This window comes from Pantoea sp. X-Soil-TKNS-1207 (assembly GCF_059730485.1).
The window spans coordinates 331785-358613 of sequence record NZ_AP035960.1; the positions used below are offsets into that span (position 1 = coordinate 331785).

The window sequence follows — 26829 nt, forward strand, 5'->3', positions numbered from 1 at the left end:
ATGAACGCGCTATCCATGAAAATACTCAGTGTGGCATGCCGCTATGGGCTGCTGGTGCTGGCAGGCTGTGCGCTGGCGGGCTGCAAGCCACAGCAACATGTTCACCCGCAGCCGGTTCCTGCTGTGTCGGTGAGTGTGCCGCAAAAACTCACGTTTGATCCGTCAATCACCGTCACGGGCACACTGAGTGCCTCAGAGCAGGTGCAGATTGTGGCGCGAGTCGCCGCGACGCTGCAATCAGTCAATTTCAGGGATGGCGATATCGTTCACGCCGGTCAGGTGTTGTTTACGCTGGACCCCGCCACCTTGCAGGCGCAGCTTAATTCGGATCAGGCCACGCTGGTGAATGCCCAGCGTGAAACCGACCGGGACCAGGCGCTCTATCCGTCACATGTTGTCTCTCTGTCTGCCTTGCAGGATGCACAGACAGCCCGAGATCAGGCGCAGTCACAACGCGATATTGCGCAAATTAATCTCGGGTATACGCGGATTACCGCCCCCTTTACCGGACGTATTGGGCGGCGCACGGTCGATGTGGGTAATCTGGTCGGTAGTAGCGGTAACACCGTGTTAGCTACACTGAATAAAATTGACTCACTGTATGTCACGTTCAGCCTTAACCAGTCAGACGCGACACGTTTCGGCATTATCGCCGCACGTAGCGATGCCATCCCGCATCAGCCGGTGGATATCATGGTTCCTGGTCTGAGCGAGCCTCTGCATACCACCATCGATTTTGTCGATAACCAGCTCGACAGCGCCAGCGGCAATATCACCCTGCGAGCGCCCCTGCACCAACCGCCGGTCAACCTGCTGCCGGGCATGTTTGTCCAGGTCACCCTGCATGCGGCAGCGCCAGTGAGCCAGCTACAGCTTCCGGTGACGGCCGTGAAGGACGGCAGCATTTTCCCGGTATCCCCGGATGGCACGGTCAGCCAGCTCAGGATTAAAACTGCTCCCGGCAGCGATGAGCATGTCATTTTACTCAGTGGCAATGACAGCACACAACCTGTCCTGACCTTTGCCCGCCCGGATCTGGTCGGCAAAAAAGTCAACGTCAGCAACGAGGCGCAAAGCCAGCATGATTAAGTTCTTTCTCGACCGGCCGGTTTTTGCCAATGTGCTGTCATTGATCATCCTGATCCTTGGCGCGGTTGCTTTGTGGGCGTTGCCGGTATCGCAATATCCTCCCATCACGCCGCCGGTGGTTCAGGTGGTGACGCATTATCCCGGTGCTAACGCGCAAACCTTGCAGGATCAGGTGGCGTTCCCGATCGAGCAGCAGGTGAATGGTGTCGAGAACATGCTGTATATGAAATCGACCACTGGAAATGATGGCACCTACACCCTGAATATCACCTTTGCCATCGGCACCGACAGCAACCAGGCACAGGTCCTGGTACAGAACCGTGTCCAGGCGGCGCTTTCCCAGTTGCCAGATGTGGTGCAGCAGCAGGGCGTGACGGTGCGAAAAAGATCGACAGCAATTTTGCAATTGTACAGTCTGCAATCTTCTGACCCGAACCAGGGCACGTTGTTTTTAAGCAACTATGCCACCAACCATCTGCGCGACTCACTGGCGCGCATCCCCGGCGTGGGTGATGTCACGGTGTTTGGCACCGGAGATTACAGCATTCGCATCTGGCTGGATGCGGCGCGTATGCAGCAATATGGCCTAGTGCCGGATGATGTGATCAACGCCATTAAGGCGCAAAACCGCAGCGTCAGCGCCGGACAGCTGGGCGCACCGCCCGCCAACAGCGGCCAGCAGATGCAACTGACGCTCAACGTCAATGGCCTGCTGAGTGATGCCAGCCAGTTCAATCAGATCGTGATCAAAAGCAGCACCCAGGACGGCGGCAGGCTGGTCCGTTTACAGGATGTGGGCCATGCGGAGCTGGGTTCATCGAGCTATTCGCAGTTTTTCACCCTGGACGGTAAACCGGCGGCAGGGATTGCTATTTCACAGCTACCGGATGCTAACGCACTTGAAGTCGGTAAGGCGGTCGCTGCCGAGATGCAGACGTTGTCTGCCCGGATGCCAGCCGGGATGCACTATTCGCTGCCTTTCGACACCACCACCTTTATCAAGAGTTCAGTCAATGATGTCTACAGCACCCTGCTGATTGCCGGGCTGCTGGTCTTGCTGGTGATCGTGATTTTTTTGCAAAACTGGCGTGCCGTGCTGGTGCCTGCCACCACCGTGCCGGTCACCCTTATCGGGACGTTCGGTGCCATCTATCTGATGGGGTTTTCCATCAATCTGCTGACACTTTTTGCCATCGTGCTGGCGATTGGTATCGTTATCGATGATGCAATCGTGGTGGTTGAGGGTGTGAGTCACCATATCGAGCAGGGATACGCACCGCGCGAGGCCACGCTACGCGCCATGCGTCAGTTGCTGTCACCGATCATATCCATCACGCTGGTGCTGGTCGCCGTGTATATTCCGGCCAGCTTCTTACCCGGCCTCAGCGGCCAGATGTACCGTCAGTTTGCGTTGGTGATCGCCGTGACCACCTTACTCAGCGCCCTGAATGCCCTGACGCTGAAACCGGTACAAAGCGCACAATGGCTGCGACCGGTGAAGAAGGGCACCAAACCCTGGGTTTACCGTAAGTTCAACCAGGTATTCAACTGGCTGGAAAACGCCTATCTCAACGGTATTCGCCGCTTAATCCGCCATAGCAAAGCGGCGTTTATCGGCGGTCTGGGGGTAATCGCTCTGACGTTAGTGGCCTTTTTCAGCATACCGACTGGATTTATTCCGCTGGAAGACCAGGGCTACCTGCTGGTGTCGCTGCAACTGCCAGACGCTGCGTCGCTGGAAAAAACCGCCAGCGTGACCCAGCGAGTTGAACAGGTGCTGGCTCAGCAGCCTGGCGTGGATCATGCCGTGGTCATTGGCGGGCTTTCACCGCTCGACAATAATGCGGCCTTGTCCAACGCGGCGCTGATTTATGTCACCCTGAAACCCTGGAACCAGCGTGGCAAGAACCAGGATCTGCGTTCAATCTATAGCAACCTGAACCAACAGCTGGCGCGTATTCCCGATACCAATACGCTGGTGATTGTACCTCCGCCGATTCAGGGCGTGGGTAACGGTGGTGGGATGCAGATGGTCCTGAGCGAAAATGACGGGCAACGTGACTATGCGCATTTGCAGCAGGTGAGTGACAATTTTGTTCGGCAGGCGATGGCCCTGCCACAAGTGTCGCGGATGTTCAGCACGCTGCGTGCCAACGTCCCACAAATTAATGTCACGTTAGACAGAACGCGCGCGGCAGCCATGGGGGTCTCGCCGGGTGATGCCTTTGATGCGATGCAGCAATATCTCGGTGCCAGCTATGTCAATCAAATCACCCGAGAAAACCATAACGTGAAAGTGTATGTGCAGGCTCAGTCTGACCAGCGCCGACTGCAACAGCAAATCTCCGCGCTGACGGTAAAAAATGCCAGCGGCGAGCCGGTGTCACTGGCGACGCTGGTCAGTTTCACCCCGACAGAGGGGCCAGCAGTTGCGTCTTTATATAATCTCAATCCGTCAGCCACCCTTAATGGGATGCCAGCCCAGGGTTACAGCACTGGCGCGGCAATGCAGGCCGTGGAAGCGCTGGCAGAAGCCACACTGCCGCCGGATATCAGCCTGTCGTGGACGGATATGTCGTATCAGGAAAAAGTGGCCGGAAACCGCATTTATCTTGCGTTCGCCATGTCATTGCTGCTGGTTTATCTGGTGCTGGCGGCACAATATGAAAGCTACTGGTTGCCCGTGAGTGTGATTCTCGGTGTCCCGCTTGCATTATCAGGAACGGCGATCACATTGTTAGCGCTGAATATCGCTAACAATATTTATACGCAGATTGGCGTGCTACTGCTGGCCGGGCTGTCTGCCAAAAATGCGATTCTGATTGTCGAATATGCCCGCCAACAACGTCTGGCCGGTAGCAGCATCATCGATGCCGCACTGACGGCGGCTCGGACGCGTTTCCGCCCGATTATCATGACCTCGCTGGCCTTTACGCTGGGCGTCATACCGCTGATATTTTCCAGCGCGGCCAGCGCCAGTGCCAGGAAATCACTGGGGATTACCGTTTTTTCGGGGATGTTGTCAGCGACGTTGCTTGCCATCCTGTTAGTCCCTTGTTTTTATGTCGTTTTGCAACGAGCGCAAGAGGCCTGGCAAGCGCATAGGTCCAGGGGTGAATAACCTATGAGTGACGCGAAAACCGAGCACAAGGCGAAGAAAATTCTGATCCTTGACGATGAAAATGAACTGCGCAGCATGCTGCAACGCTATTTACGCGATCAGGGATTTGACGTCAGAACGGCGGAAAACAGCGCCCGACTCGACCGCTATTTGCAACGTGAACCCTTTGATCTGCTGGTGCTGGACCTGATGATGGAACCGGAAGATGGTCTGTCCGTTTGCCGTCGCCTGCGGGCGACCAACTTCACGTTGCCGATCCTGATGTTGACTGCGCGTGGTGATCCGGTAGACCGGGTGATTGGTCTGGAAACCGGTGCGGATGACTATCTTGCCAAGCCTTTTCTGCCGCAGGAACTGGTGGCACGTATCAAAGCGATCTTCCGGCGTCAAACGTTGCAGCGGGGTGAAACGCCCACCGCTGCCGGAGAGGTCCGTTTTGGCCCTTATCGCCTGGATATCACGCGTCAAACGCTTTACCGCGAAGACCAGTTGCTGACGCTGAATTCTGCGGAAATGAATTTGCTGATTGCACTGGCCACCACACCCAACCGACCTGTCAGCCGCGAAAATCTGCTGAACCGTGCCAGAGGACGTGAATACGCAGCGCTGGACCGAAGTGTCGATGTGCAAATGTTACGTCTGCGCCAGCAGCTTGAGGCGCAACCTTCCGAGCCTCGCTGGCTGAAGACCGTGTGGGGTATGGGTTATATGCTGATTGTAGATAGCGAAACGTGAAAAAATTCTGGCCCCGCTCGCTGCTGGCACGCAACAGTGTCCTGCTGATCTTACTGGTGACATTGACGCAAATCACCACCTTCACGGTGTTTCTGGTTTTTATCCAGATGCCTCGGGTCAATGATGCTGCCTCGCTCATTGCTTCACAGATCATTATGCTCGATAAGCTGCTGGCAACCGTACCGGCAGCGGATCGCGATCGTTATGTGCAGGCGGTGCAGGGCGTAGCGGTGCCACCGGCGCATCTGATAGAAATTCCCACCCTGGGTGTAGCGGGGTTCTATCGCCGTTATTATCTGAAAGTCTTCCTTGATAGCCTGCATCAGCAACTTCCGGCAGGGATTCCGCTGCGCTGGGAACAGGCACCTGAGAAAAAATTATGGGTGGAGGTAAAAATCGCCGGCCAGCCGTACTGGGTCGCACTGGCGGTAGAGCCTTCGAACCACCTTTCCAGTCTGATCAGTGCGCTTTTGCTGTCCGTTGGCCTGGCCCTGCTGGCGCTGCTGACTGCTTATGGCCTGCAACGACGGATCAACCGCCCGCTAACATCACTGGCGCAGGCGGCTACAGACGTAGGAAAAGGGGGATGGCCACGCCCGTTATCGCCGGAAGGACCGAGCGAAATCAGGACGGTCAGCCTGACCTTTAACCGTATGCTGGATGGTCTGGCCGAAATGGAAAATACCCGGGCGCAAATGCTGGCCGGTATCTCTCACGACCTGCGCACACCGATGACCAAGCTGCGGCTGGCGATGGCAATCAGCGGGCAGGGCGCCTCGAACCAGGACGATGTTAGCCGCTACTTCGAGGATGTTGATACGATTCTCCAACAATTCATTGATTATGCCCGCGGCAGCACCACTGAGCAGAGCCAACCCGGTGACATTAATCAGATGATTACCGAGTTGAATCATGACTTTACCGGACTTGGGCAGAATTTTAGCCTGGCCCTGACCCCACTCCCGGTATTCCTTTTTCGTCCGGTCAGCATGATGCGTCTGTTGACTAACCTGCTGCAGAACGCAGCCAAATATGGTCGGACGGGGCTGGAGGTTGCCAGCTGGCGGGAGCGCGATGTCGCAAAGATTGCGGTCCAGGATCGCGGTCCCGGCGTTTCAGATGAAGAATTGTTGCTGATAACCAAGCCTTTCCACCGGGGAAAAGGCGCAGCCGCCCGACACAATGGTTCTGGCCTCGGATTAGCCATCGCGCGCCAGATTGCCCAGCAGCATGGCGGGGATCTCAGTGTCAGCCAGCGGGCGGGCGGTGGATTGACGGTGGTGGTGACGCTGCCTTTGGCACATGTATCAGAATAAATGATTGTCACTTTTAAGTGATGATTGTAATTGATTCATTGTAACCTTTAAGAGACAATGCGGCATATAATAAGGAAATGAAGGTGGCAAGATGCCTTATACAGCTAAACGATACCAGACGGAAAGTGGGGATATCCCTTATTCCGACTGGATGAAAAAGTTAAGAAAAAAAGATCAGACAGCTGCGTTAAAGATTGATTCGAGAGTAGCCCGCGCAATCGGGGGCAACTTTGGCGATCATAAGTTTGAAAGAGAGGGTGTCTGGGAACTACGAATTGATTATGGTCCTGGTTACAGAGTTTATTATTCGATAGAAAACGGTGAAATTATCCTCCTGTTGGTCGGTGGAAGTAAAAAAACACAAACAGCTGATTTAGAAAACGCAGTTAACTATTTACAAGATTTCAAAAAGAGGTCGAAAAAATGACAACGACTAAAAAAGTAACAAGACCTACAACTACCCATCCAGCAGCGGTGGATCATAATGCAGCAATGATTGAAGAACTTCGTGCCGACCCCGAATATGCGAATGCTTACCTTGCCACTGCACTGGAAGAGATTAACGAGCCTGGTGGTTTAGGCGGCTTTCTTGTCGCATTACGACAGGTGATTGAAGCGCGTGGTGGTATTACTGAGGCCGCCAAAAAAACCGGTCTTGCCCGTCAGAGCATCTACCGCGCCTTATCAGCTAATGGTAATCCGACGATCACGACTCTTGCACAGCTTGCAGCTGTTGCAGGGTTGCAGCTAACACTCAGTAAACCACAGCATTAACAGGAGTTAATCTCTCCCATTGTGTCAATGCCAGCGACACCTGGGGCAAATCTCCGATAGCCAGATGCATCGGGCAAGTGACGGCGTCACACTGATCTACCCTTCATCACTTCAGCGTCACGCCGAAACCTTTCCTCGGGGATCATCAATATGCTGTTTTGCCACGTCATACCGGATGCCCTCGCGATGCAGAATACGTACGTTTTTAACGACCGTTGCCAGCGCCTGTAAAAACGTTGCGGAGTGTTCATGTCGCTCATAGGCGTCAATATCGGCCCATCCTTCGGACAAATGGAAAGCATCCGGGTTTACCAGGTCTTGAGAAAATGCATAGAAGACGCAACCCGGCAATTGTTGTGCGGCCTGCATTTCAGGTTTTACCGCATCGATAAACGTTTGGCGGTCATCCGGATGCACACGATAATAAGCGCTGACAATGATTTCAGTGGATTGCGTTTTATCATGATCGCCCGCAGACGAGATACGTGCATCGGGGGTATTGGTACTCATTTTTCTCTCCAGAAATGCGCTGATAATTGATGTGATTAATGCAAAAACTCATGCCAAACTGCCGCTTCAGGCGGGTTGTTAGCCGTTAAACGCGCGCCAGGCGGCCAGCGTATCCAGTGATTCACGTAGCAGTTTTATTTTTCCCTCTGCGGCCACCAGGCGTCCGGCGTAGGTTTGTTTATACAGACGGTCAGTGCCGGTTATTTCAGCTTCGACACTGTATTCGCCGAATGCTTGCGTCGGCGTATCGATTAAAAACTGGATATTGCGAAAGCGAAAATCCGGCACCTTTTTCAATAACCCGGCGATGAATGCCTCGATTTCTTGCGGCCCCTGAACCCGATGCGGTAATCCCAGCGTTTGCAGGTAAGGTAATTCCAGCACGCCATCTGCCGCAAAAAGTGCAGCAGCGGTTTTAGGATCCTGAATGTTGTCGAGGTAGTTCTGAAGCAATTGCACGGCTGTTTTCATGGTGAGGGTGCTCCTGTCGTTGTCGGTGCCAGACCCGTATCGTTGGCGTGCAGTAACAATAAACAAAGACAGGAGATCGCAAAATAGCAAAGAATGAAATATATCATTTCAATATTGCAATGATGGACGACATGTCAGGGCAGGTGAAGAGGGTCTCAGGGTGCCCGCGCCATTCGGATTCGCTGAGGTGTCTGGCAAAAAAGTCAGACAGCCCCCTCACTTTTAACGGGTGGCTGCGTGCGGTGGATGTAATGATGGGATTGTTGTCCTGAGTTGATTCGTTAAAATGTGGCATCTCGTCCATTAACAGGGAGTCATCCGTGGCAGATTTTGAGCGACCTAAGTCATTGACAGCGGTAGTAACAGACCATGTTCGTAAACTGATCGTCCATGGCGATATTCCACTTGGCGCAGCCATCAGTGAACGCACCGTTGCCGCTGAGTTGAATGTCTCAAAAACACCGGTCCGTGAAGCGCTTGCCCAGCTCAGTATTGAAGGGCTGGTCACGATCAAACCGCAGTCAGGCGTGCGGGTGTTTACGCTGAGCGCCCGTGAAGTGCGCGAAATCTGTGCGTTCAGGCAGGTTCTTGAAACAGCGGCACTGACACTGGCGATGCAGCAGAATGCCAGTGGGCTGGCTGATGCGTTGGATGTGGTGGTTAAACAAATGGACGTCGCCCAGAGTGAGGGGGATTTTCGCCGATATCTGGAGCTGGATAATGATTTCCACCAGCGTTTTTTTGATTTCTGTGACAACGCTTACCTGACCAATTCTTACGTGCGTTACGCAGCCAAAATTGCGGCATTACGTACCCATCTCGCTGCGAAACCACAGCATACATCGCTTTCTTATCAGGAACATGGCGAAATTGTTGCTGCTATCAGAAATGATGCCCACGCGGAAGTACTGACCATCCTCGAACGCCACTTGGGCCGTACCCGTGAAACCTATGAGATTGGCGTTGAAGATATCGCCGCCGCCGACGCGGTTTCCCTGACAACCTCCTCCTGAACTTCTGAGCCAGGGATCCCTGGCCATTTTCTGCGAAATCACTAAAAAGCCAATGTTGGTCACATTTCTTTAACCTTTCTTTGACTGGTATACCAGATCTCAGTTATTTTTTTCCAAACCCGCTGCTGCTGACGGTGGCGAAAACTACTCAATCTGGTTAAAGGAGCGTCTGATGAGTCGAAGATTTAAGGTGGTGATTACCGATTACGATTACGGCGATATCGCCATTGAAGAAGAAATCCTCAATGCCGCTGGTGCGGATGTCATTGGTCTGCAAGCGAAATCAGAGGATGAGCTGGTTGAGATGGCGCGTGATTGCGACGCCATCATGAATCAATATGCCCGCGTCGGCGCAAAGGTGATTTCCGCCATGACGCAATGCAAGGTGATTGCCCGTTATGGTGTGGGTGTTGATATCGTTGATGTGGACGCCGCCACTAAGCGCAACATTTTAGTAACAAATGTGCGTGATTACTGCACCGAAGAAGTCGCCGACCATGCCATCAGCATGTGGCTGGCTCTGGCACGTAACCTGTTTGCTTACAACACCGCCACACATCAGGGCATCTGGCAGTGGCAATCCGGCGCTCCCGTCTATCGCCTGCGTGGACAAACTATGGGGATTGTCTCATTCGGACGCATTGGGCAGGCCATTGCCGAACGCGCTCGCGCCTTTGGCGTAAATGTCATTGTCTACGATCCTTACATCGATCCGGCATTAGCGCAGCAACACCAGGTGATGCTGGTCAATAAAGAAACGCTTATCGCGCAATCCGACATTTTCATGATGCAGGTGCCGATGACTGAGGATACCCGTCATTTCCTCAGCGAAGCAGAATTCAGAGCCATGAAGCGCCGGGCGTTAATCATTAACACCGGACGTGGTCCCACTATCGATAATCAAGCGCTGTACCGCGCGCTGCATGAAGGCTGGATTACTGGCGCGGCGCTGGATGATCCCGAAGAGGAACCAGCAAAACGCGCGCAATGGAATCCTGCGGATAACCCGATCTTCTCTCTGCCAAATGTCATCGTGACACCCCATTCGGCCTACTACTCCGAAGAATCCATTCGTGCGGCACGTCAGCTGGTGGCCACTGAAGTTGCCAGCGTACTGACAGGTAAAACACCGCGATTCCCGGTTAATGGCGCAGCCCTGGCGCTTCGCATCAAAGGAGCAAATGACCATGCTGAAGCAGTTTAATGATTTCACCCGCCAGCCAGAGCTGCTGGCTCAGTTTGATGCCTTATTGCAGATCTATTCGATTGCTGCGGTTTTTGCCGATGTGCAGTACCGCACTGGGGTTATGGACAGTGGTATTAAGCCTGCATTCCGCGCCAAAGCCTGTGGGCAAGCCATTACCGTACAGCTTTCTAAAGGCGATCTTGTTGATCCACTGAAAGCACTGGAGATGGGACAGCCCGGCGATGTCATCGTGGTGGATGCGGGTGGTGATTGTAACACCTCGGTTTGCGGTGGCCTGATGGGCGGCCTGGCGCAGAACCGTGGGATTCGCGCCATGATCATCGACGGGGCCGGGCGCGACACGGATGAACTGGAAGATATTAACTGGCCCATCTGGAGTCGGGCGATCACACCTCGCGGCACCCACACCATGTTTTCTGGCCGCAAAGAGGAACTGTCCATCAACGTTCCCATCGCGGTCGGCGGCCAGTTAGTGAAGCCGGGCGATTTTATCGTGGCTGACCTGATGGGGGTGGTGGTGATTCCACAGGAAAACGCGCAGGAGGTTTTAAAACTGGCGAAAGAACAGGTCGAGCGTGAACAGGCCACGCGCGAATGGGTTAAACAAGGCAAAACCGTCGAAGACCTGCTGGCAGAGTTTGGCCGTATCTGATCCTGTGCTCTGCACTCCGGGTGCAGAGCGTGTTAATCCGGAGATAAAGATGAGCAACAAAGCGGAATTTGGACTCTGTGACTGGGGCACCTCAAGTTTTCGTCTGTGGCTGGTAGACGGGAAGGGCCAAACCCTGAGTGAGGTGCGTACCCACCAGGGACTGGGAAGTGTCGCCGACAACGCATTTTCCTCCCTGCTGGAACAGCATCTGACGGAACTTGGGGCTTCAGCTGACCTGCGGGTGTTGATATGTGGTATGGCGGGTTCGCGCCAGGGCTGGCAGGACGCCGGTTACAGTACCGTCCCGGTGACGGTAAACGAACTTCTGCGTTCACCGATCAGGATTGCTGGCGCAAGAGACATCCGCATATTGCCAGGCGTGTGCCAACTTTCTCCTGCTTACGATGTCATGCGCGGCGAGGAAACCATGTTGTTGGGAGCGGTGCGATCAAGCCAGCTGAAGGACGGATTGATCGTGATGCCCGGCACCCACAGCAAATGGGTATCGCTGGAGAATGCGGTTGTCACCGGTTTCAGCACCTTTATGACCGGGGAACTATTCTGCCTGATGAGCACACATTCAATTCTGCGCCATGCGGTAGCGGATGCGGCCGGAGACATTGATGCAAACGCCCCGGCGTTTATCTCCGCAGTGAACATGATGTTAAGTGGAGCATCGCTCAGCCATCAGTTGTTCACGGTTCGCTCAACCACCTTACTGAGTGATTGCACTCCAGCCGAAAGCCTCTCGCGCTTGTCGGGACTGTTGATTGGTGCAGAGGTAGCGGCTCGCTATCACCAGACGTCTCTGCGTCAGGTGATATTAATCGCGTCAGGTTCCCTCGCCGCGCTTTATCACAAGGCTTTAGCGCTGGCAGGCTTTGATGTCAGCGTGCTGGATGCGGACGAAGCGGTACGCGCCGGGCTGTTCCAGAGTGCACAAACCCTGTGGCAACGGCAGGAGGAAGCACATCATGTCTGATTCAGGATGGTTGGGCGCTAAACGGGGACTGATCGCCATCCTGCGTGGTGTTAAGCCGGAAGAGGTGGTAGAGATTGGCTATGCGCTGGTCGAGGCGGGGATCACGATCATTGAGGTGCCCCTCAATTCACCGACACCATTTGAGTCCATATCTCGTCTGAGAAAGTCATTGCCTGCGGATATTCTGATCGGTGCTGGCACAGTGCTGAACCCGCATGATGTTGACCGGCTGGCAGACTGTGGTGGCGGAGTCGTGGTGAGTCCTAATGTCGATAAGGCGGTCATTGAGCAAACCCGCTCACGGGGCATGCTATCTCTGCCCGGTGTGTTTACCGCAACCGAAGCTTTTCAGGCGATTGCCGCAGGTGCCAGCGGTCTTAAATTCTTTCCTGCATCAGTGATGGGGGCCAGTGGAATGAAGGCGCTACGCGCGGTTCTCCCCTCAGACATTCCATTAGGCGCGGTGGGTGGGGTAGAAGCAGAGCAGTTTAATGATTATCACCAAGCCGGAATTCATTTTTTCGGACTTGGCAGCAACCTGTACAAAGCCGGAGATAACGCTCGGACCGTATCACAAAGAGCAACAAATCTGGTGCAAGCCTGGGACGCCATAAAAAACCAATAACGATTTTCCCGTAATAAAACGCCTACGGCGTTAAGAACGTGGCCTTATTCTCTCTACCCTGCAGGAGAAAATAAATGTCTGGATTTACTCTGCCAAAATCAAGCTCCACCATGAAGCCACAAGGACGCCAGCGCTGGGGAGTTCTTGGATTACTTTGCCTGCTGGCGATCATTAATAATATCGACCGCCTGACACTCTCCATCGCCGCCCCGGTAATGCAAACTGAAATGCATATTACCGCCACGGATATTGGCCTGCTCGGCAGCGCCTTTGCCCTGGCTTATGCTTTCGGCCAATTACCTTCAGGCTGGTTTGTCGATCGTTTCAGCCCGCGCATCCTGCTGGGCGCGTCGGTGATCATCTGGAGCGCGGCGACTGTCGCGATGGGTCTGTCTTACACGCTGACGGGCTTTATCCTCGCCCGTATCTGGCTCGGCCTGGCAGAAGCACCGTCCCTACCGGCCACCAATAAGATCGTGACCCGTTGGTTTCCCAAAAAAGAGCAGGGCATTGCCAATGCCAGTTGGGATGCCGCACTGAAAGTAGGTCCGGCTTTCTTTACCTTTTTACTGATCTGGATCGTTTCAGAGATTGGTTGGCGTGAAATGTATTTTATTGCCGGCGGGGCAGGCATCATTGCCGCAATCATCTTTTTCACCTTTTATCGAGATATTGAAAAGCATAAATCCCTGACAAAAGAAGAAAGAGAATATATCCAACATGATGCCACGCCAATAATTACAAAAAACAATTTGCCCTGGAGGGAATTATTCAAGCATCAAACGATGTGGGGCATGATGGCAGGCTTCTTTTGTAACATGTGGGTTTATCAGATTTTCCTGGTCTTTATCCCGCTTTATATTATTAGCCAGTTTGGTATTAAATTTTCCTCTCTGGGCCTCGTCGCCAGTGTTCCGTGGATTGGTGCAATCATTGGTGATCTCGTGAGCGGTGTGATTTCAGGCAAACTCTCAGAACGCTCTGGCTGGAGCACACTGAAAGCCAAGAAAGTCACCATCATTGGTGCGTTAGTGTTACAGGCCATCGTCCTGGCGCTGTTGCCCTTTAATGGCATGTTTGGTGCAGGTGCGGGCCTGACGGTCGCGGTGATTTTAATGGCTTTTGCACTCGGTTTTAATGGCGGCGTGGTGGCCCATGCATGGTCGATTCCGGCTGAAGTCACGGCCCCCTCAACGGTAGCTTCGGTCGCCGCAGTGCAGAATTTTGGCGGTTTTCTCGGTGCGACGGTTTCACCGCTGGTTGCTGGCGCAATTGTCGATGCCACACACAGTTTCACGCTGGTCTTTCTGATCTCCGCGGTTGTCTCGGTGATTGGCGCGGGCATTTATTTCTGGTTCGTGGGTAAACCCATTATCCGTGAAGAAAAAACCTCATCCCTCATGACACAAGCTGCGCAGGAGTAATCTGATATGAAAATTACTGAAGTGGAAACCTATATCCTGAAGAGCAAACTGGATCGTCCGTTTGCCTACTCGCAAGGCTGGGTACAGGGGCGCTCTACGGTACTTGTGCGCATCGCCACCGATGAAGGCATTGAGGGTTGGGGTGAGACGTTCAGTGTCGGCTTACAACCGCCAGAAATCGCTGCCGCCGCCATCAACAGTGCCCTGAAACCCTTGATTATCGGTAAAGACCCGCGCAATACCGAAGTGTTGTGGCATGACATGTATGTCAAAACGCGCGATTACGGCCGAAAGGGTGTGGTGCTGGGTGCCATCAGCGCAGTCGATATTGCGTTGTGGGACATCTGTGGTAAAGCAGCAGGATTACCGTTATGGCAACTGCTTGGCGGTGCGTTTCGTGAGCGTGTGCAATGTTATGCGACAGGTTTTTTCCGCACGGAAGGGCGGGGCCAGGTTGATGCCATGGCCAGTGAGGCGGTACGCCACAGTGAAGCCGGTTTCTCCCTGATGAAGGTGAAACTCGGTTTTGGTGTGGATGATGACGTAAAAGTGATGTCTGCCATCAGGGAAGCCGTTGGCGAACGCAGCAAGTTTATGATCGATGTGAATCACGGCTACGGTGCCAATGATGCCATTCGCCTTGGACGCGCCCTGGCCGATTACGATTTGCTGTGGATGGAAGAACCGGTCATTCCTGAAGATTATGTTGCTTACCGTCGGGTAAGGGATGCACTTGATATCCCGATTGCTGGCGGAGAAGCGGAGTTTTCATTGTTTGGCTTCCGCGATCTCATTGCATCGCAGGCTATTGATATTGCACAGCCAGATATCTGCATGGCGGGTGGGGTGACTGCGCTGCGCCATATAAATGTCCTTGCGATGGCAGGCGGTGTGCAGGTCAATCCTCATGTCTGGGGGACAGCCGTAGGGCAATATGCATCATTGCATATGATCGCTTCTACACCGGTCACTCACTATGCGTTGTATGCCAGCCAACCGCTGTTCGAATACGACACATCATCACATCCGTTCCGTACAGCTTTGGTTGAGAATCCGCTTGAACATCAACAGGGTTGGTTAACGCTACCGCAGGAACCTGGGCTTGGTTTCACCATTGACAGAGAATTCCTGCGAGAAAATGCGATGATTGATTAAATTCATTACCGCTAATTATCAGCAGATGTTATCCGAAGATAAGGCATAGATTGTAAGTAGACCGCTTTTAGTTCTACGCGCTCTGTGATTTCCCGTGCTTCATTCAGCGTTCTGAACAGATAAAAGTCCAGAATAACCTGGAGAGTTATGGCGAAATTCTGGGGGACGAGGACCTGACGGTACTGGAAAAAACAGCGCAGTCAGCGGGTAGTTTGATCTGTTAAAGTTACAGTGTAACATGCAGACCGGAGCGGCATGCGTACCGATGGTGAAAGGGGAAAGTCCAATCGCCTGCAGGTGCAGAAGATAGTCGCGCAGAGGATCGGCAATATCACCGTTGCCGTGGGCGAGCAGGGCTGTTGCAGGTGAATTTTCCGTCATATTCTCCTTTTCCGGGCAATTATTTCGTAGGCGTAGCTGTGTGAATTCTGCAGAACCAGGCGGGGTAATGTCCTGCAGATTTCACACAGCTACGCCGGTTTTACGAGCACAACTCCAGTCCATCGTCCGTTCAGTATCGGATACCGTCGGCCAGAACCCATGATACGGGGAATCTTCTTAAGAATCCTGGATTAATATATGAAGTTGATCCCAGAAAAATCAGTTATACGCCGCTGTGACCACAGAGGGGGATACAAGCGTCGGGAAATTCTAACTATCTATTAATATTATTACGAGAAGTAAGACAGAGCAGCAATCCACTCCAGGAATGACACCAAATATACATGAGTCAAAAATAATAACCACCTCATTTAGATTAGCTAATGCAGTCATCATGAGTAGACATACGCTGAGTTATATTTTTGATAAGCTAGAAAATATAAGTTAAATGATAATAAAAATGAATTATCAAATGAGTTGGTATATTAGGCAGGAACACTGCATTAAGAATGATTAGAAGTTAATATAAAACAAGTGACAGGGCGTGCACAAGCAGATGTGATTTCAACAGAATGCTGATACATTCAAGCATGACCTTTTAGTAAGTTAATTCATGTAAAAAAATATAGTTATATTAAAACATCAAAAATGAGTCATTATGAAAATCACAGATGTTCTTCAACAAAGACCTAAAAAGACATTATTGGAAACAAATAATATCGCTTCATGTTAAAATCAGCAGTGATAACGTTAAAACATCAACCCTCACTACAAAACTCGCATCATGAATGACATCAAAGATATGAAAGAATTCGATGGTGACTTTTTAATTAGCATTGTCTTAATTTATAGAAATATACAAGCGCAGACAACCACCAACAAAAGCATTACTTACATAGATGCGAGTTAAATATATTATATTGAAAACATACCACTAAGATTAGTCTTACTTAACTAAAGATTTCCTAATTGACTTTAACGCACTAAAAATAGCACTAAGTTCAACCCGCGAGAAAATAGAATTAAATAATACAAATATCACATATAACAGGACATAAACCTATATATTGAATATTTTATAATATATAGTTCCATTTGAGGATGCATGAGTTAACATCTAGTCCTATATAACACTCGATTCAAATAATGCGCATCTCTATTAGCTCTCGGGGGGAGGTAAGATGATTATAAATGTGAATGCTATTAACATATCCTATCAAATAGGACTGATAATTTTAATTTTATTCACCTTAGCGGCTGGACTATAGTAAGGATTTATATAAAATCCCTCCTTTTAGTTAGAAGTAAGCATTTTCTTTCAATGCTTTACTATTTAATAAGAAACTTAATTTACAATTGAGAGTTATTGTGTATGAGTCTTCAAGAATTCGAAATTTTTTTTGTTATAGGTAAATTATGGTGAAAGTAAATTCTTCTCAGATGTTAATAATGGATGCCATTATCGAGCATGCAACCATAGCAAAACCAGATGAAGTATATAAAGGAAAACGTCGTTATTCCTTCATCAAAGATACTCAACAAAAGGTATACATAATTAGTGAAGGTGATTTTTTTCTAAGAGCCAAGCAATTTAATAAAATAATAAGTGTTTTTTATGAGCCTTCCATTGTTGGTGCATCCTCATGTTTTGGGCGTTCTTCCCTTTACCTGGAGAAAGCTGATTATGGAAAATGTTACGAAATAGAATTTAACTATTTCTGGGAGTTAATAAGACTCAACCATTTAGAGGATGAGGCGAAAGATATTATAAATGACTGTTATAATGAATTGATTAATGCATATTTAAGAGGAGATAAAGACACGCATAACGAAATTAAATTAAATATTGAATACTGGCAATCATTACCAAAAAGGATAACTAAAGGTTATTCATTACTCCATTTACTTGAGTTGAGTACAAATCTTTCCAAAAGCACGATTAGTAGGACATTAAGAGAGCTTAAGAATGACAGGGAAATCACTCTGATAAATGGAAAAATTAAAGAATACAACGAACAGCAAGTAGTAACCAGATAAATTCCCTAACAAGTGGTATTATTATATGAATGTTTTAATTATTTCTGAAAACTCGTATCAAATTATAGCTATTTGTAGCATCATCCGGAAGGCAATATGCGAATCAGCTGATATTAAAATAATGAAAAAAGCTGGTTACTCACAAATAAGTGATGCTGATATCATTTTTATGGATATTGATAACGGAGAACAATATTTTTGCAACCCACATTTCAGGGGGAGAAAGAATGGAAGTAATCTTTTCTTTTTAACAGAGAAAAAAATAATAGCTAGCACAGGAAAGCTGCCATACTGTTTTAAAGACGTAAAATTTATTGATAAAAGGATTAATATACTTGATTTTGCTTGTAACATTGCATCATGCAAAGAGATTTCAACTTTTTCAGAATGTAATAGAAATGAATATCGAGCATGCCATGGATGCCCGTGCATCTATTTAACACCAGGGCAGCTTAAAGTTGCATATGGATTTATGAGTGGGTTAACATTAAAAGAAATGGCCTGGGCGCTTAAATTATCATTGAAGACGATACATAGTCAGAAGAGAAGGGTAATGAGAGCATTAGATATAGAGACTGATCAAGAGCTATTTGCCGTTCTTCATGGCATAAGGTTAATACACTCACTGCCTCTAATAAAAGAATAAATATTCTTTACGGGTATTATTTTTATCCAACAGGTGAATTTAGCATGAAGGATGTTCATTATTAATTCAATGAATTAATATAAATGTTCGCATGCTGAGTTATTCTTAACGCTAAATTTCAGTTTATAACAATTCATACGGTGGATAGATAATGATTGTGAAATTCAGAAGACTATAATCAATATGTCCTCGATAGCATTTGTATCGAAATTTGAAATTTTTAGTATCGAGATAAATGCCATCACTGCCCTGGCCAATCGTGATCTTTTTTCACCTTTCCTTAGTGTAAACTATGATTACTTAATAGTGTTTTCAATAAGGAAAGATAAAATTTTGTCTTTTATTTCATAGAAAGAAAGGATAGAACCATCGAATGTGAACTGTCCGAAGAAGAAAACAATAAAAACAATGCGAGTAACTCTAAAAATAATAAAGAAAGCGCAACTAACTTCACAGCTCACACTCCTGTTTTGCAAAACTTACAAAAAACACCCTTAAAATATGCAGGTATTTTATTATGTATTTTTCCTGAATTTATTGATTTACAACATAAAAAAACTCTATTACCCATATTTGTTTTAAGAAAAGAAAATAATTGGAGTCAAATGATAGTAATAATCACATAATTTATTACTTTTTCATTTGGCCCCCATGCTATGCATAGTCATAATGTTACGTGTTGAAGCATGGGTATGGTAAAAAAATCTCCTAACGCTAGAAATTATTATTAGATTCAATTTAGGAGAAAGTAATAGTTTAGATGAGAAAATAACATGCTTTTACACCATGGATTACTACATGAAGTTAACTGATCATGTTTTTCTAAACAGATAGTTAGTAATGCTATTGCCCCTGGGTTAAAGGATAAGGAATTACGTTAATCTTACATAAAACCTTTGCTTCCATTGCGTTAGGTAAAGAAATACTTTGAAAATTGCATCATGAAGGATTAGTATATTTTCATATCAGAACAATGAAAGATAAAGGTAAATTTGCAGATCTGCCTACTCAAACACTCATGAACTTGGTAAAGTTTGAAATTTACTGGTAAAATTTTTGCCATAAACTAAAAAACAATAGAATTTACCAACACTTAAGTTGAGGTCATTAATTTTAATTGTTAGGGATTATAATCCCAGAACTAGTCAGTATTTTGAGGCGCATTATGATTTACTATATCAATGGCATATTGATGTTCAATACCGATGATGGTGTATTGCTCCACGTACAAACAGGCGATGAGGTAAAGTTAACCTTGCCCGCCAGTAGATTGCTCGAAATATTGATCAACTCAAATGGCTCAATCCTGGAACGCGATTATTTGCTAACAGAAGTATGGGATAAACATGGTTTAAAAGGCTCAGGAAGCAATCTGAACAATTACATAAGTAACATTAGAAAAGTATTATTTTCATTTGGGATAAGTGATGCGATAATTACCATACCAAAAGCTGGTTTCAAAATATCATCAAATATAGATATAGCCTGTGACTCTAAGGAGTTTCAAAGTATTAATATTGAAGCAGAACATTCTGACACAGCAACGCCCAAAAAAACACATCATTCCATTATTTCGGTTAAAAAAGCCTGTGTAAGGCTATTACCTTTCGTAAACCTGTCATTGGTAATGATAATTATTTTTTTCATTTCATCATTCATGCTCGACCATTTTTCGTTGAAGGAAGTTAGTCCTCATAGCAAAAACCTAATAGAAAAATGTGATATTACATACCTTCAGAACTACAGTGCTTCTGATCAACATGAAATAGATGATCAAGTCATAAAAGTCTTAAATGATAATAAGCTGTCATGCACGTCGAAAAGAATGGTTGTTTTTGATTATTATCCATCACTTTCACCCAATAATCCTGGCAGGACTCTTATCGCGTATTGTAGGATTGGAAGTGATAACGAGATCGTAAATTGTGATAATATTTACTATAATGCGAAGGTGTGGAGATGAAAAAAATACACATTTATATTTTTGCTGTTCTGTGTTTGGTTGCAACACCAGTTGCATTCTTCAAGATATCCCCTTCCACACATCTAATACCTTTTAATTGCACGTCTTTTAGTCTTTATGCACTAAACAAAAAAAGCGAAAGAATAACCTTTAAAGTAGCTCAAGAAATCAGATTACCAAGCCTTGAAAGTGGATATATTATCATTAAGGGAACCACATCGGACAAAGATGGAGTGGACACAGTTCTGGACAGAAGAATTGCACTAATTAATGGCTCTATAATTGAGAGTTCGACTGTAAATTACAAAATAAGCGAAATAAGTAAGTCTGCAACAGACACAACACCTGATGCCATGTTTAATATTCTCCTTAACGAAATATCGGCTGCAAACAATACACTTGCGTTAGATATCTTAAAAGTAGATGACGACATATGGATAGTAGGAACTCCTGTATCATTTATTTTTGCTTGTAAACGTTATTAGCAGACAACAAAACATAACAAGTTTAACTATGATTACTGCTTAAAAAAGGCTGACCCTGTTCAAGAATCAGCCATAAAGTGTCATGATGGAATATTTTTCCTTACCTATTTTACTTCTGCATCATAAGATAAAGCTTGTCCATCATCATTAATATTCGTGAAAGAAAGTTTTCTTCCTAATAATTTAATGTTTTTCACTCTCAATGTTGTATCTGTCTTAGGAGATGCCACAACCTGTATTGGCTTATCCTCACCCATATAAATGCTCAATACCATAAACCATGGAGTAGGGTTGGTGATCTTAAGCTCATCCCCCACTTTTTTGAACTCTAATCGTTTGGGATCTTCAGCCGTTGGGGCATTTAAATTTAGTGGTCGCACAAAAATCTTCATACGCAGTCTTAGCGGTAAAAGTATTTTTTTTGGTGCATTTTTCTGTGCTTCGCTCATTGAAGGAATCTGATATATATTCAGCCAATATAAACTCTCTTTATCAATAGCCTGTCCTTTTCTAGATGTCATTAAAAGGCGTAGTGACCGAATCTCATGTGGAAACATCTTAAATACAGGTGGTAAAATAACAATTGGGGTTTTGTTCTCCTCAGGAGAATTTGTCACATCCCCTGCATCAGCCCAGACCTGAATCATAGCAGGAGTGTCACTGTCATTTGAAAGAGAAATAGACTGAGCAGCCGAATCTGACGAAAAAATAATTCTCGATTTATTAACATTCACGAATGCATTAGCCGAATAAGTCGTCAACAGAGACATAGCTAAAAAGATACTATTGAAAATCGATAAGTACTTGTAATTGAGCATTAACTGTTCCTGCTGTAACGGTTTGACCATCTATCGCTTCTAAAGAGGCGGTAAAATCACCACTATAACTCTCAACAGATCCTGAAGAAACAAGACTGGTTAGATCTTTAAAACCATACCATCCATATGAGTTACCATTACCATTACCTGAATTTGCAGGCAATAAATTTATAGCTGTCCCATTACTGTCATATATCTTTATTCCTACGCCAGAAGCTACTCCGCTTGTACCATAATTAGTATCAAGTAACCATGTCAATCCGCCACCTGAAGTGACAAGGCCCAAACTGGTGGCCTGACTAACCGCATTCGACTGATTCACTAGAAAACCCATCGCTACATTCGCTGAACTAGAGGTGGATGTACTGGTACTTGAAACTGCACCTTCTTCACATTGTAGACCTATATGGAATGCAGCTTGACTCTTGCCACCATCAGACAAAGAAGAAATGCTAATTGTTGGTAATAGCACAATTGAAGGATAATCAGTGACTGTACAGGCAGAGCCTCGGACATATGTCTGAGTGCCAGATGAATTCCAGTTCCCAGGCCAAACGCCATACCAACCATCATAGCGGCTTGCGTGGTCAAGTCCGGCAGTAAGGTTTTGTGTATCTAACCCAGGCCCACGCATTGTAATATAACCTCTGGGTTGACCACGCGAATCTGTCCATCGAGTATCAGAGTTAGTGTAATGCTCAGTACCATCGATCTTAAAAACCTCATATAGAACATTACTAAATGCACTTGCAGGAACATATATATAAGTACCGTCAGAATACCAACTATCTGATGTCAACTTCCTTTCTTTCCAATAGCGACTGTAATATTCTCCAGTTGATAGATTGGTGAGTCTTACAGCAACATATTTTGCATTATCATAGTACGCACCATCTATTTCTGATGTCGCATATTTCCCAGTATAATCATCATCACCATTTCTCGAATACATCTCATATAAGCTATCGGCATCACTAACAGCACATCTGAACAGAACTTGATTACTCGTATAACCTGAACTTGACCCTGACGTTAAAAAGTTTCCCACCGCGCTTGCTAAAAGGGTACCCGAAGGTTGAAAGCTCGAACTGTTACTTAATGTAATGATCGAAGGCAGACCGATCGTCCCAAAATTCGAATCATAAGCGCCAGACCAAGATGAAGCAGTGTAACCAGCTGCTATTGCTGCTGCTGATAGATATGAAGTACTTTCTACCTTGGAGCAATTCGCTAATGCTGGTAAAGAAAATGAAACAAGTAAAGGAAACAACAATATGTATAATCTTTTCACAAAATCATCCCTTTAAACATTTACTAGTCAACAAAACGATATCTTCATTATCGCGACCAGAAACTGAATAGTTCACGTTGCAATGCTCTTCGTGTTGCCCACGCCAGATAACACGGAGTACACCAGAGGCATCTGGTACACGTGCATAAATTTGGCCACCTTGCCCGACAACACCTACTACGACATTATCCTTATCATAGACCTCAGCACCCATAGGAGGAGAAGACTCTGCATTTGAGTCCAGGTTAATCAACACCGCTTTTCCTTTCAAGGTAGTAAAGTTCACTTTAGCGATGGCTCCACCATAAGGAACTACGCGTTTGCTACCTCCATTTAACTCTGCATCACGGCTCATTTTCAATGTATCTAAACTGACATTGTTTTCCCGGTAAGGAGTTAAGGAAGGCAAAATAGCGTAGCCAAATCGGTCGATGACGGCTCCTTGCCCATTATTTACCACAGCGCCTGAGGCTCCATCAGCGTGAATTAGTGCAAAGGTGTCGCTGGCATAAGGCCCAACAGTTATACCGCCACTATGTAAAACAATGGTTCCAGATGCTCCTAATGTCGCCTGCTTATAGTTGTTACTTTGACCGTAACTGGCACGATAGGCACCGGTAGAGGTATTTTTCTGTAGATTTCCACCAAATGTTGTTGAGTTATTATCAGAACCATCTTTATACTTCTCAGAACCTCCGTAAACAGAATATGAAAGGTCACTCTTCTGACCAGTCGTTCCTGAAAGTGATACCGTTGAAGAATTTGTTTCTTTAGATTGATTATAATTATAGGCCACAGTCGACGTTGTATCCCGCCAATTTAATGGCATAGAAATATTCAAGGAAATTACATTTTCTGTATATTTTTTCTTGGTGCTATCATCATTTGAATCATTAACATTTATATTATATCTACTGTAATCCCAACTAGTTCGCTGTCTGGCCACATTAATACCATAACTCACTTTCTTCCATGTATTATTGTATCCCATCTGCAATTGTGTAATTCGAGATTGATTATTATAATAATCCGCAGTACTTGCACTAAGACTCAACACACCAAAGTCATGCATATTTTGACTTAATGTTGCTGAGAGTCTATTCCGTTGATTTAAGCTATCAGAATAGTAAGTTGTTCCACTTTTCTCTTGTCTCCGCACGCCTAAAACATCCTGAAGATCGCGGAACCCTCTTGTTGAGTAACGATAAGCTGCAAGTGTGAGGTTTGTACCTGAGTTAAACGATTTACTATAATTTATCTCACCTCGCCACCCCTGTTTTCGCTCATCATTTTCAACAGTGGCATCTGAGAATGTAGAATTCAAGCCAAAAGCGCCCACTTCAGTGGCCCACACACCTCCCAATAACCAAGCCTGATAGTTCTCTGCCAAACGAGCTCCTGCTGTAGCGGTAATACTATTGCTCAGGCCATTTTGAAGAATTCCCTCAAAAAATGTATTATTTACACTGTAATATTGTCGTACTTTACCCAACGCGATGGAGTAATGTAAATTCCCTGGTCGAACTGAGTCGGGAACAGAAGCATAAGGTACAGTGAAGGTCGAGGTCTTACCGTTTGCCTCAATAACAGAAACTTCAAGATCTCCCTGATTACGTGTGTTATTCAGATCGTTAATCAAAAATGGACCTGGTGGAACAGTTGTCTCATAAATGGTTTTACCTAATTGTTTGATAACAACACGTGCGTCTGAAGAGGCAATGCCTCGTACTTCTGGAGCATACCCACGTCGACTTTGCGGCCACATCTTTTCATCAGTACTTAGCTTTACTCCATTAAAAGCAAGACTGCCAAAAAGACTACTCTCTGTATAACTATCACCTAACACTACAATGCTATTAATTTGTTCAATGGGTCGTTGCACAAATGTACGTACACTATTATAGTGATAAGCACTGCCACTAATGTTTGAATTTACATAACGTATATTCCCCTGATGTCTTATTTGCCATAACCCAACATTCGTGCCACCAGTTATGCCACTCCATAAGTATTGATACTTATAGCCAGTGCCTACACTTTCAGTCCAGTTATAATTGGTATTGTGTTTAATAAAGAGCGCAGTCGTCCCATCATCCCATTCTGATGGATCGACATAGCCTTTAGGTTTGGTATTTAGTTCGGCTGATGGTATGCTCAGCATCAGTTTTAAATTGGGTTGGTCAAACTGCCAACTCCCACTTTCAACCCATTTCTTTAAAGGTTGGCACTCATGACTATTAGTAACCACAGCTTCTTTTTTTAGTGAAAAAATATTCACTATTTGATAAGGTATGCAGGGTTCTACGTCAGCCTGCCCCTGCCTGATGAATTCAATTTTCACTCCATCTTTTAATAATTTACCATTTAGATATACATCAACGAGATATTTTCCCGTTTGAGTAATATTCCCATTAAATTGCTCGAGACCCTGTCCATAAGCAGACCCCTGAAAGAGATCTGGATCAAAAAAATAATCTTCTGAATGCGCCTTACTTAAAATTGCCATTTGAAGAGAAATAAATACAAAGCTGAGCCTGAATCCATTAGAACGTAACTTTAATATTCTCACTTATCATCGCTCCCTGATCGTTTATCGCAGTAACCGAAGCCTCTTTTTCTCCTGAAATTGAAACGCTCGTTTTCGGCATCCAAACAATACCCTCTGAAAATGGTGCTATCATTTCAGCTGGTATTCTTATTTTTTTATCACCGCCAGGAATGGAGATATTTGTTAGAGAAGCATACCAGGGCTGCGGATTAATGATTTTAATCCCGTTACCTTTAACTTTGTCTCTGATTACTTCAATCTTTATTCCTTTGAGAATGTTCTCAGGTTTTCCTAAAGAAGCTGGCCTGAAAAAAACCTTTACCCGATTACGTAACATAACCAACATTGCGTTACTTTTTCCGCTTGCAGTTACGTTTGATGGTGGTATTTGTAAAGAGTTAAACCAAAAAAGTGTTTCCCTGTCACTTGGAAGTGCTTTTCCTTGATCATAAATAATACGCACTATCTGCCCTGATTTTCCCTGAATCCGGAAAACAGGTGGGGTTGATATCATTGGAACATTATTCTTTTTTTGAGGCTGAGAGTTTATATCACCATTATCAAACCAGGTTTGTACAACATATGGGAAATCATCATTGTTTTTCATCTGCACATCTACCGATTTGGCATCAGAAGGATAAATTATTCGATTGCCAATCATAGTGACGCTTGCCCAGCTAACCACTGGAATTACCGCGACACAAAACATATATGTGCATAACATTCTATAAATAAAAGACTTCTTCATGATAGATGCCATTGTTCAATAAATAAAACTGCACGACAGAAAAATAACTGTCGTGCAGGTATTATTAATTACTGGTAGGTAACTGCGTATTGCAAGGAAGCAGCGACGGTACCTGAAGTTGCCGCGCCTGTTGCATAATACTGTGCAGTATAGGTAGCAGAAGATGAAGTTTCACCCGCTGCAAGCGTCAAGTCACCACTCGCAGTGTAACCACTGGTCAAATCAATTGCCGCATCAGCCGTATCCAAAATCTGTACTTCGACATTTGATGCAGTACCGGTATTTGAAAGATTACCGTTAGTGCTTACGTTATTGCCTACGAAGACACTTGAGATGGTAGTTGCATTTGCAGAGTCGCCAGTACAGCCTGACACACCAACTTCAAAAGTGGTTTGACCTGCAGTAGAACCACTAGCTTCGAGATCAGATGTACTAACAGTTGGTAGCAGCACAACTGGAGAAGAAGCGTTACCATTTACAGTTACAGAACAGGTCTCGGCAGCAACTTCTCCCTGGAATGAAATTGTATTATCTGATGCTGCTGATGCATAGTTTACAAAAAGAATGCTGCCTAAAATCAGTGCAACGTGGCTTTTCTTCATTTTAGAAATCATTTTTAATCCTATATAGTGTATCCCAACAAAATAAGATAATTCCTTATATTGTCAGTTTTGTTTGCTTATTAATTGTTTGTCATGAATTAGACATCTGCAACGATGCTAATTTTTCTTGCTTAACATATTGTCTCTTAACAATTTGTTAGCGGCATCCATTATTCTACACTTAGCCTAAACAGAAAAGCGCTTCACATTCATTTCAGAATCGATAGTCAAATCAT

Annotated in this window: 25 protein-coding genes; 17 read left to right on the forward strand and 8 right to left on the reverse strand. The window is 46.3% G+C overall.

The features are described from left to right. The first annotated feature begins 15 nt into the window (after nt 1-15). The 6 genes from AC6I8V_RS24835 to AC6I8V_RS24860 all read left to right on the forward strand — a co-directional run bounded on the left by AC6I8V_RS24835 (nt 16) and on the right by AC6I8V_RS24860 (nt 7035). Nucleotides 16-1089 carry an efflux RND transporter periplasmic adaptor subunit gene (locus tag AC6I8V_RS24835; RefSeq protein ID WP_497846619.1) on the forward strand — a complete coding sequence of 358 codons (1074 nt, stop codon included), beginning with the start codon at nt 16-18 and terminating at the stop codon, nt 1087-1089. Further along, on the forward strand, nt 1082-4210 hold the full coding sequence (locus AC6I8V_RS24840; protein WP_497846620.1) for an efflux RND transporter permease subunit: 3129 nt from the start codon (nt 1082-1084) through the stop codon (nt 4208-4210). The genes AC6I8V_RS24835 and AC6I8V_RS24840 overlap by 8 nt, the downstream gene beginning before the upstream one ends. Nucleotides 4211-4213: 3 nt before the next feature. Continuing rightward, nucleotides 4214-4945: a response regulator gene (locus AC6I8V_RS24845; protein ID WP_497846621.1), complete on the forward strand. Its 732-nt coding sequence runs from the start codon at nt 4214-4216 to the stop codon at nt 4943-4945. After that, nucleotides 4942-6261, forward strand: coding sequence for an ATP-binding protein (locus AC6I8V_RS24850; RefSeq protein WP_497846622.1), 1320 nt, complete (start codon nt 4942-4944; stop codon nt 6259-6261). Before AC6I8V_RS24845 ends, AC6I8V_RS24850 begins: the two co-directional genes overlap by 4 nt. A gap of 91 nt (nt 6262-6352) precedes the next feature. Next, nucleotides 6353-6688, forward strand: a complete 336-nt coding sequence (locus AC6I8V_RS24855; RefSeq protein WP_497846623.1) for a type II toxin-antitoxin system RelE/ParE family toxin — start codon at nt 6353-6355, stop codon at nt 6686-6688. Continuing rightward, nucleotides 6685-7035, forward strand: a complete 351-nt coding sequence (locus AC6I8V_RS24860; protein WP_497846624.1) for a helix-turn-helix domain-containing transcriptional regulator — start codon at nt 6685-6687, stop codon at nt 7033-7035. The genes AC6I8V_RS24855 and AC6I8V_RS24860 overlap by 4 nt, the downstream gene beginning before the upstream one ends. Nucleotides 7036-7152: 117 nt before the next feature. Here the strand turns inward: AC6I8V_RS24860 and AC6I8V_RS24865 are convergent, their stop codons facing one another. Both AC6I8V_RS24865 and AC6I8V_RS24870 read right to left on the reverse strand, forming a co-directional pair. Then, a complete protein-coding gene (locus AC6I8V_RS24865) occupies nt 7153-7545 on the reverse strand; it encodes a putative quinol monooxygenase (protein WP_497839122.1) in 393 nt (130 codons plus the stop codon). A gap of 78 nt (nt 7546-7623) precedes the next feature. Further along, complete coding sequence (locus AC6I8V_RS24870; protein WP_497847036.1) at nt 7624-8016, reverse strand: nuclear transport factor 2 family protein; 393 nt, start codon at nt 8014-8016, stop codon at nt 7624-7626. A gap of 320 nt (nt 8017-8336) precedes the next feature. On the opposite strand from AC6I8V_RS24870, the gene AC6I8V_RS24875 reads away from it, so the two are divergent. The 7 genes from AC6I8V_RS24875 to AC6I8V_RS24905 all read left to right on the forward strand — a co-directional run bounded on the left by AC6I8V_RS24875 (nt 8337) and on the right by AC6I8V_RS24905 (nt 15074). Further along, nucleotides 8337-9029, forward strand: a complete 693-nt coding sequence (locus AC6I8V_RS24875; protein ID WP_497846625.1) for a GntR family transcriptional regulator — start codon at nt 8337-8339, stop codon at nt 9027-9029. Between the two features lie 172 nt (nt 9030-9201). Further along, nucleotides 9202-10233, forward strand: coding sequence for a C-terminal binding protein (locus AC6I8V_RS24880; protein WP_497846626.1), 1032 nt, complete (start codon nt 9202-9204; stop codon nt 10231-10233). Continuing rightward, nucleotides 10217-10888: an RraA family protein gene (locus AC6I8V_RS24885; protein ID WP_497846627.1), complete on the forward strand. Its 672-nt coding sequence runs from the start codon at nt 10217-10219 to the stop codon at nt 10886-10888. The genes AC6I8V_RS24880 and AC6I8V_RS24885 overlap by 17 nt, the downstream gene beginning before the upstream one ends. Before the next feature lie 49 nt (nt 10889-10937). Further along, nucleotides 10938-11870: a 2-dehydro-3-deoxygalactonokinase gene (locus AC6I8V_RS24890; RefSeq protein WP_497846628.1), complete on the forward strand. Its 933-nt coding sequence runs from the start codon at nt 10938-10940 to the stop codon at nt 11868-11870. Continuing rightward, the gene (locus tag AC6I8V_RS24895) at nt 11863-12495 is read left to right on the forward strand and encodes a 2-dehydro-3-deoxy-6-phosphogalactonate aldolase (protein ID WP_497846629.1); all 633 of its coding nucleotides are present in this window, start codon (nt 11863-11865) and stop codon (nt 12493-12495) included. Before AC6I8V_RS24890 ends, AC6I8V_RS24895 begins: the two co-directional genes overlap by 8 nt. A gap of 74 nt (nt 12496-12569) precedes the next feature. Continuing rightward, nucleotides 12570-13919, forward strand: a complete 1350-nt coding sequence (locus tag AC6I8V_RS24900; protein ID WP_497846630.1) for an MFS transporter — start codon at nt 12570-12572, stop codon at nt 13917-13919. A gap of 6 nt (nt 13920-13925) precedes the next feature. Further along, the gene (locus tag AC6I8V_RS24905; RefSeq protein ID WP_497846631.1) at nt 13926-15074 is read left to right on the forward strand and encodes a mandelate racemase/muconate lactonizing enzyme family protein; all 1149 of its coding nucleotides are present in this window, start codon (nt 13926-13928) and stop codon (nt 15072-15074) included. Nucleotides 15075-15173: 99 nt separating this feature from the next. Here AC6I8V_RS24905 and AC6I8V_RS24910 read toward each other — a convergent pair whose 3' ends face one another. Then, a complete protein-coding gene (locus tag AC6I8V_RS24910) occupies nt 15174-15455 on the reverse strand; it encodes a hypothetical protein (protein WP_497846632.1) in 282 nt (93 codons plus the stop codon). Nucleotides 15456-16904: 1449 nt separating this feature from the next. Here AC6I8V_RS24910 and AC6I8V_RS24915 point away from each other — a divergent pair. From AC6I8V_RS24915 to AC6I8V_RS24930, 4 genes are all read left to right on the forward strand, one after another. Next, complete coding sequence (locus AC6I8V_RS24915; RefSeq protein ID WP_497846633.1) at nt 16905-17492, forward strand: hypothetical protein; 588 nt, start codon at nt 16905-16907, stop codon at nt 17490-17492. 25 nt (nt 17493-17517) lie between these two features. Then, nucleotides 17518-18138, forward strand: coding sequence for a helix-turn-helix transcriptional regulator (locus AC6I8V_RS24920; protein ID WP_497846634.1), 621 nt, complete (start codon nt 17518-17520; stop codon nt 18136-18138). Nucleotides 18139-19303: 1165 nt separating this feature from the next. Then, the gene (locus AC6I8V_RS24925) at nt 19304-20101 is read left to right on the forward strand and encodes a winged helix-turn-helix domain-containing protein (RefSeq protein ID WP_497846635.1); all 798 of its coding nucleotides are present in this window, start codon (nt 19304-19306) and stop codon (nt 20099-20101) included. Then, entirely contained in the window at nt 20098-20586 is a 489-nt protein-coding gene (locus AC6I8V_RS24930; protein ID WP_497846636.1) for a FidL-like protein, read from the forward strand. The genes AC6I8V_RS24925 and AC6I8V_RS24930 overlap by 4 nt, the downstream gene beginning before the upstream one ends. A 104-nt stretch (nt 20587-20690) precedes the next feature. Here AC6I8V_RS24930 and AC6I8V_RS24935 read toward each other — a convergent pair whose 3' ends face one another. The 5 genes from AC6I8V_RS24935 to AC6I8V_RS24955 form a co-directional block, all read right to left on the reverse strand. Beyond that, nucleotides 20691-21404: a fimbria/pilus periplasmic chaperone gene (locus AC6I8V_RS24935; protein ID WP_497846637.1), complete on the reverse strand. Its 714-nt coding sequence runs from the start codon at nt 21402-21404 to the stop codon at nt 20691-20693. Beyond that, entirely contained in the window at nt 21370-22695 is a 1326-nt protein-coding gene (gene stbD, locus AC6I8V_RS24940) for a fimbrial usher protein StbD (RefSeq protein ID WP_497846638.1), read from the reverse strand. Before stbD ends, AC6I8V_RS24935 begins: the two co-directional genes overlap by 35 nt. 4 nt (nt 22696-22699) lie before the next feature. After that, nucleotides 22700-25264, reverse strand: a complete 2565-nt coding sequence (locus tag AC6I8V_RS24945) for a fimbrial outer membrane usher protein (protein ID WP_497846639.1) — start codon at nt 25262-25264, stop codon at nt 22700-22702. Beyond that, on the reverse strand, nt 25239-25991 hold the full coding sequence (locus tag AC6I8V_RS24950) for a fimbria/pilus periplasmic chaperone (RefSeq protein ID WP_497846640.1): 753 nt from the start codon (nt 25989-25991) through the stop codon (nt 25239-25241). Before AC6I8V_RS24950 ends, AC6I8V_RS24945 begins: the two co-directional genes overlap by 26 nt. 68 nt (nt 25992-26059) lie before the next feature. Then, complete coding sequence (locus AC6I8V_RS24955; protein WP_497839384.1) at nt 26060-26593, reverse strand: fimbrial protein; 534 nt, start codon at nt 26591-26593, stop codon at nt 26060-26062. Nucleotides 26594-26829: the final 236 nt, after the last annotated feature.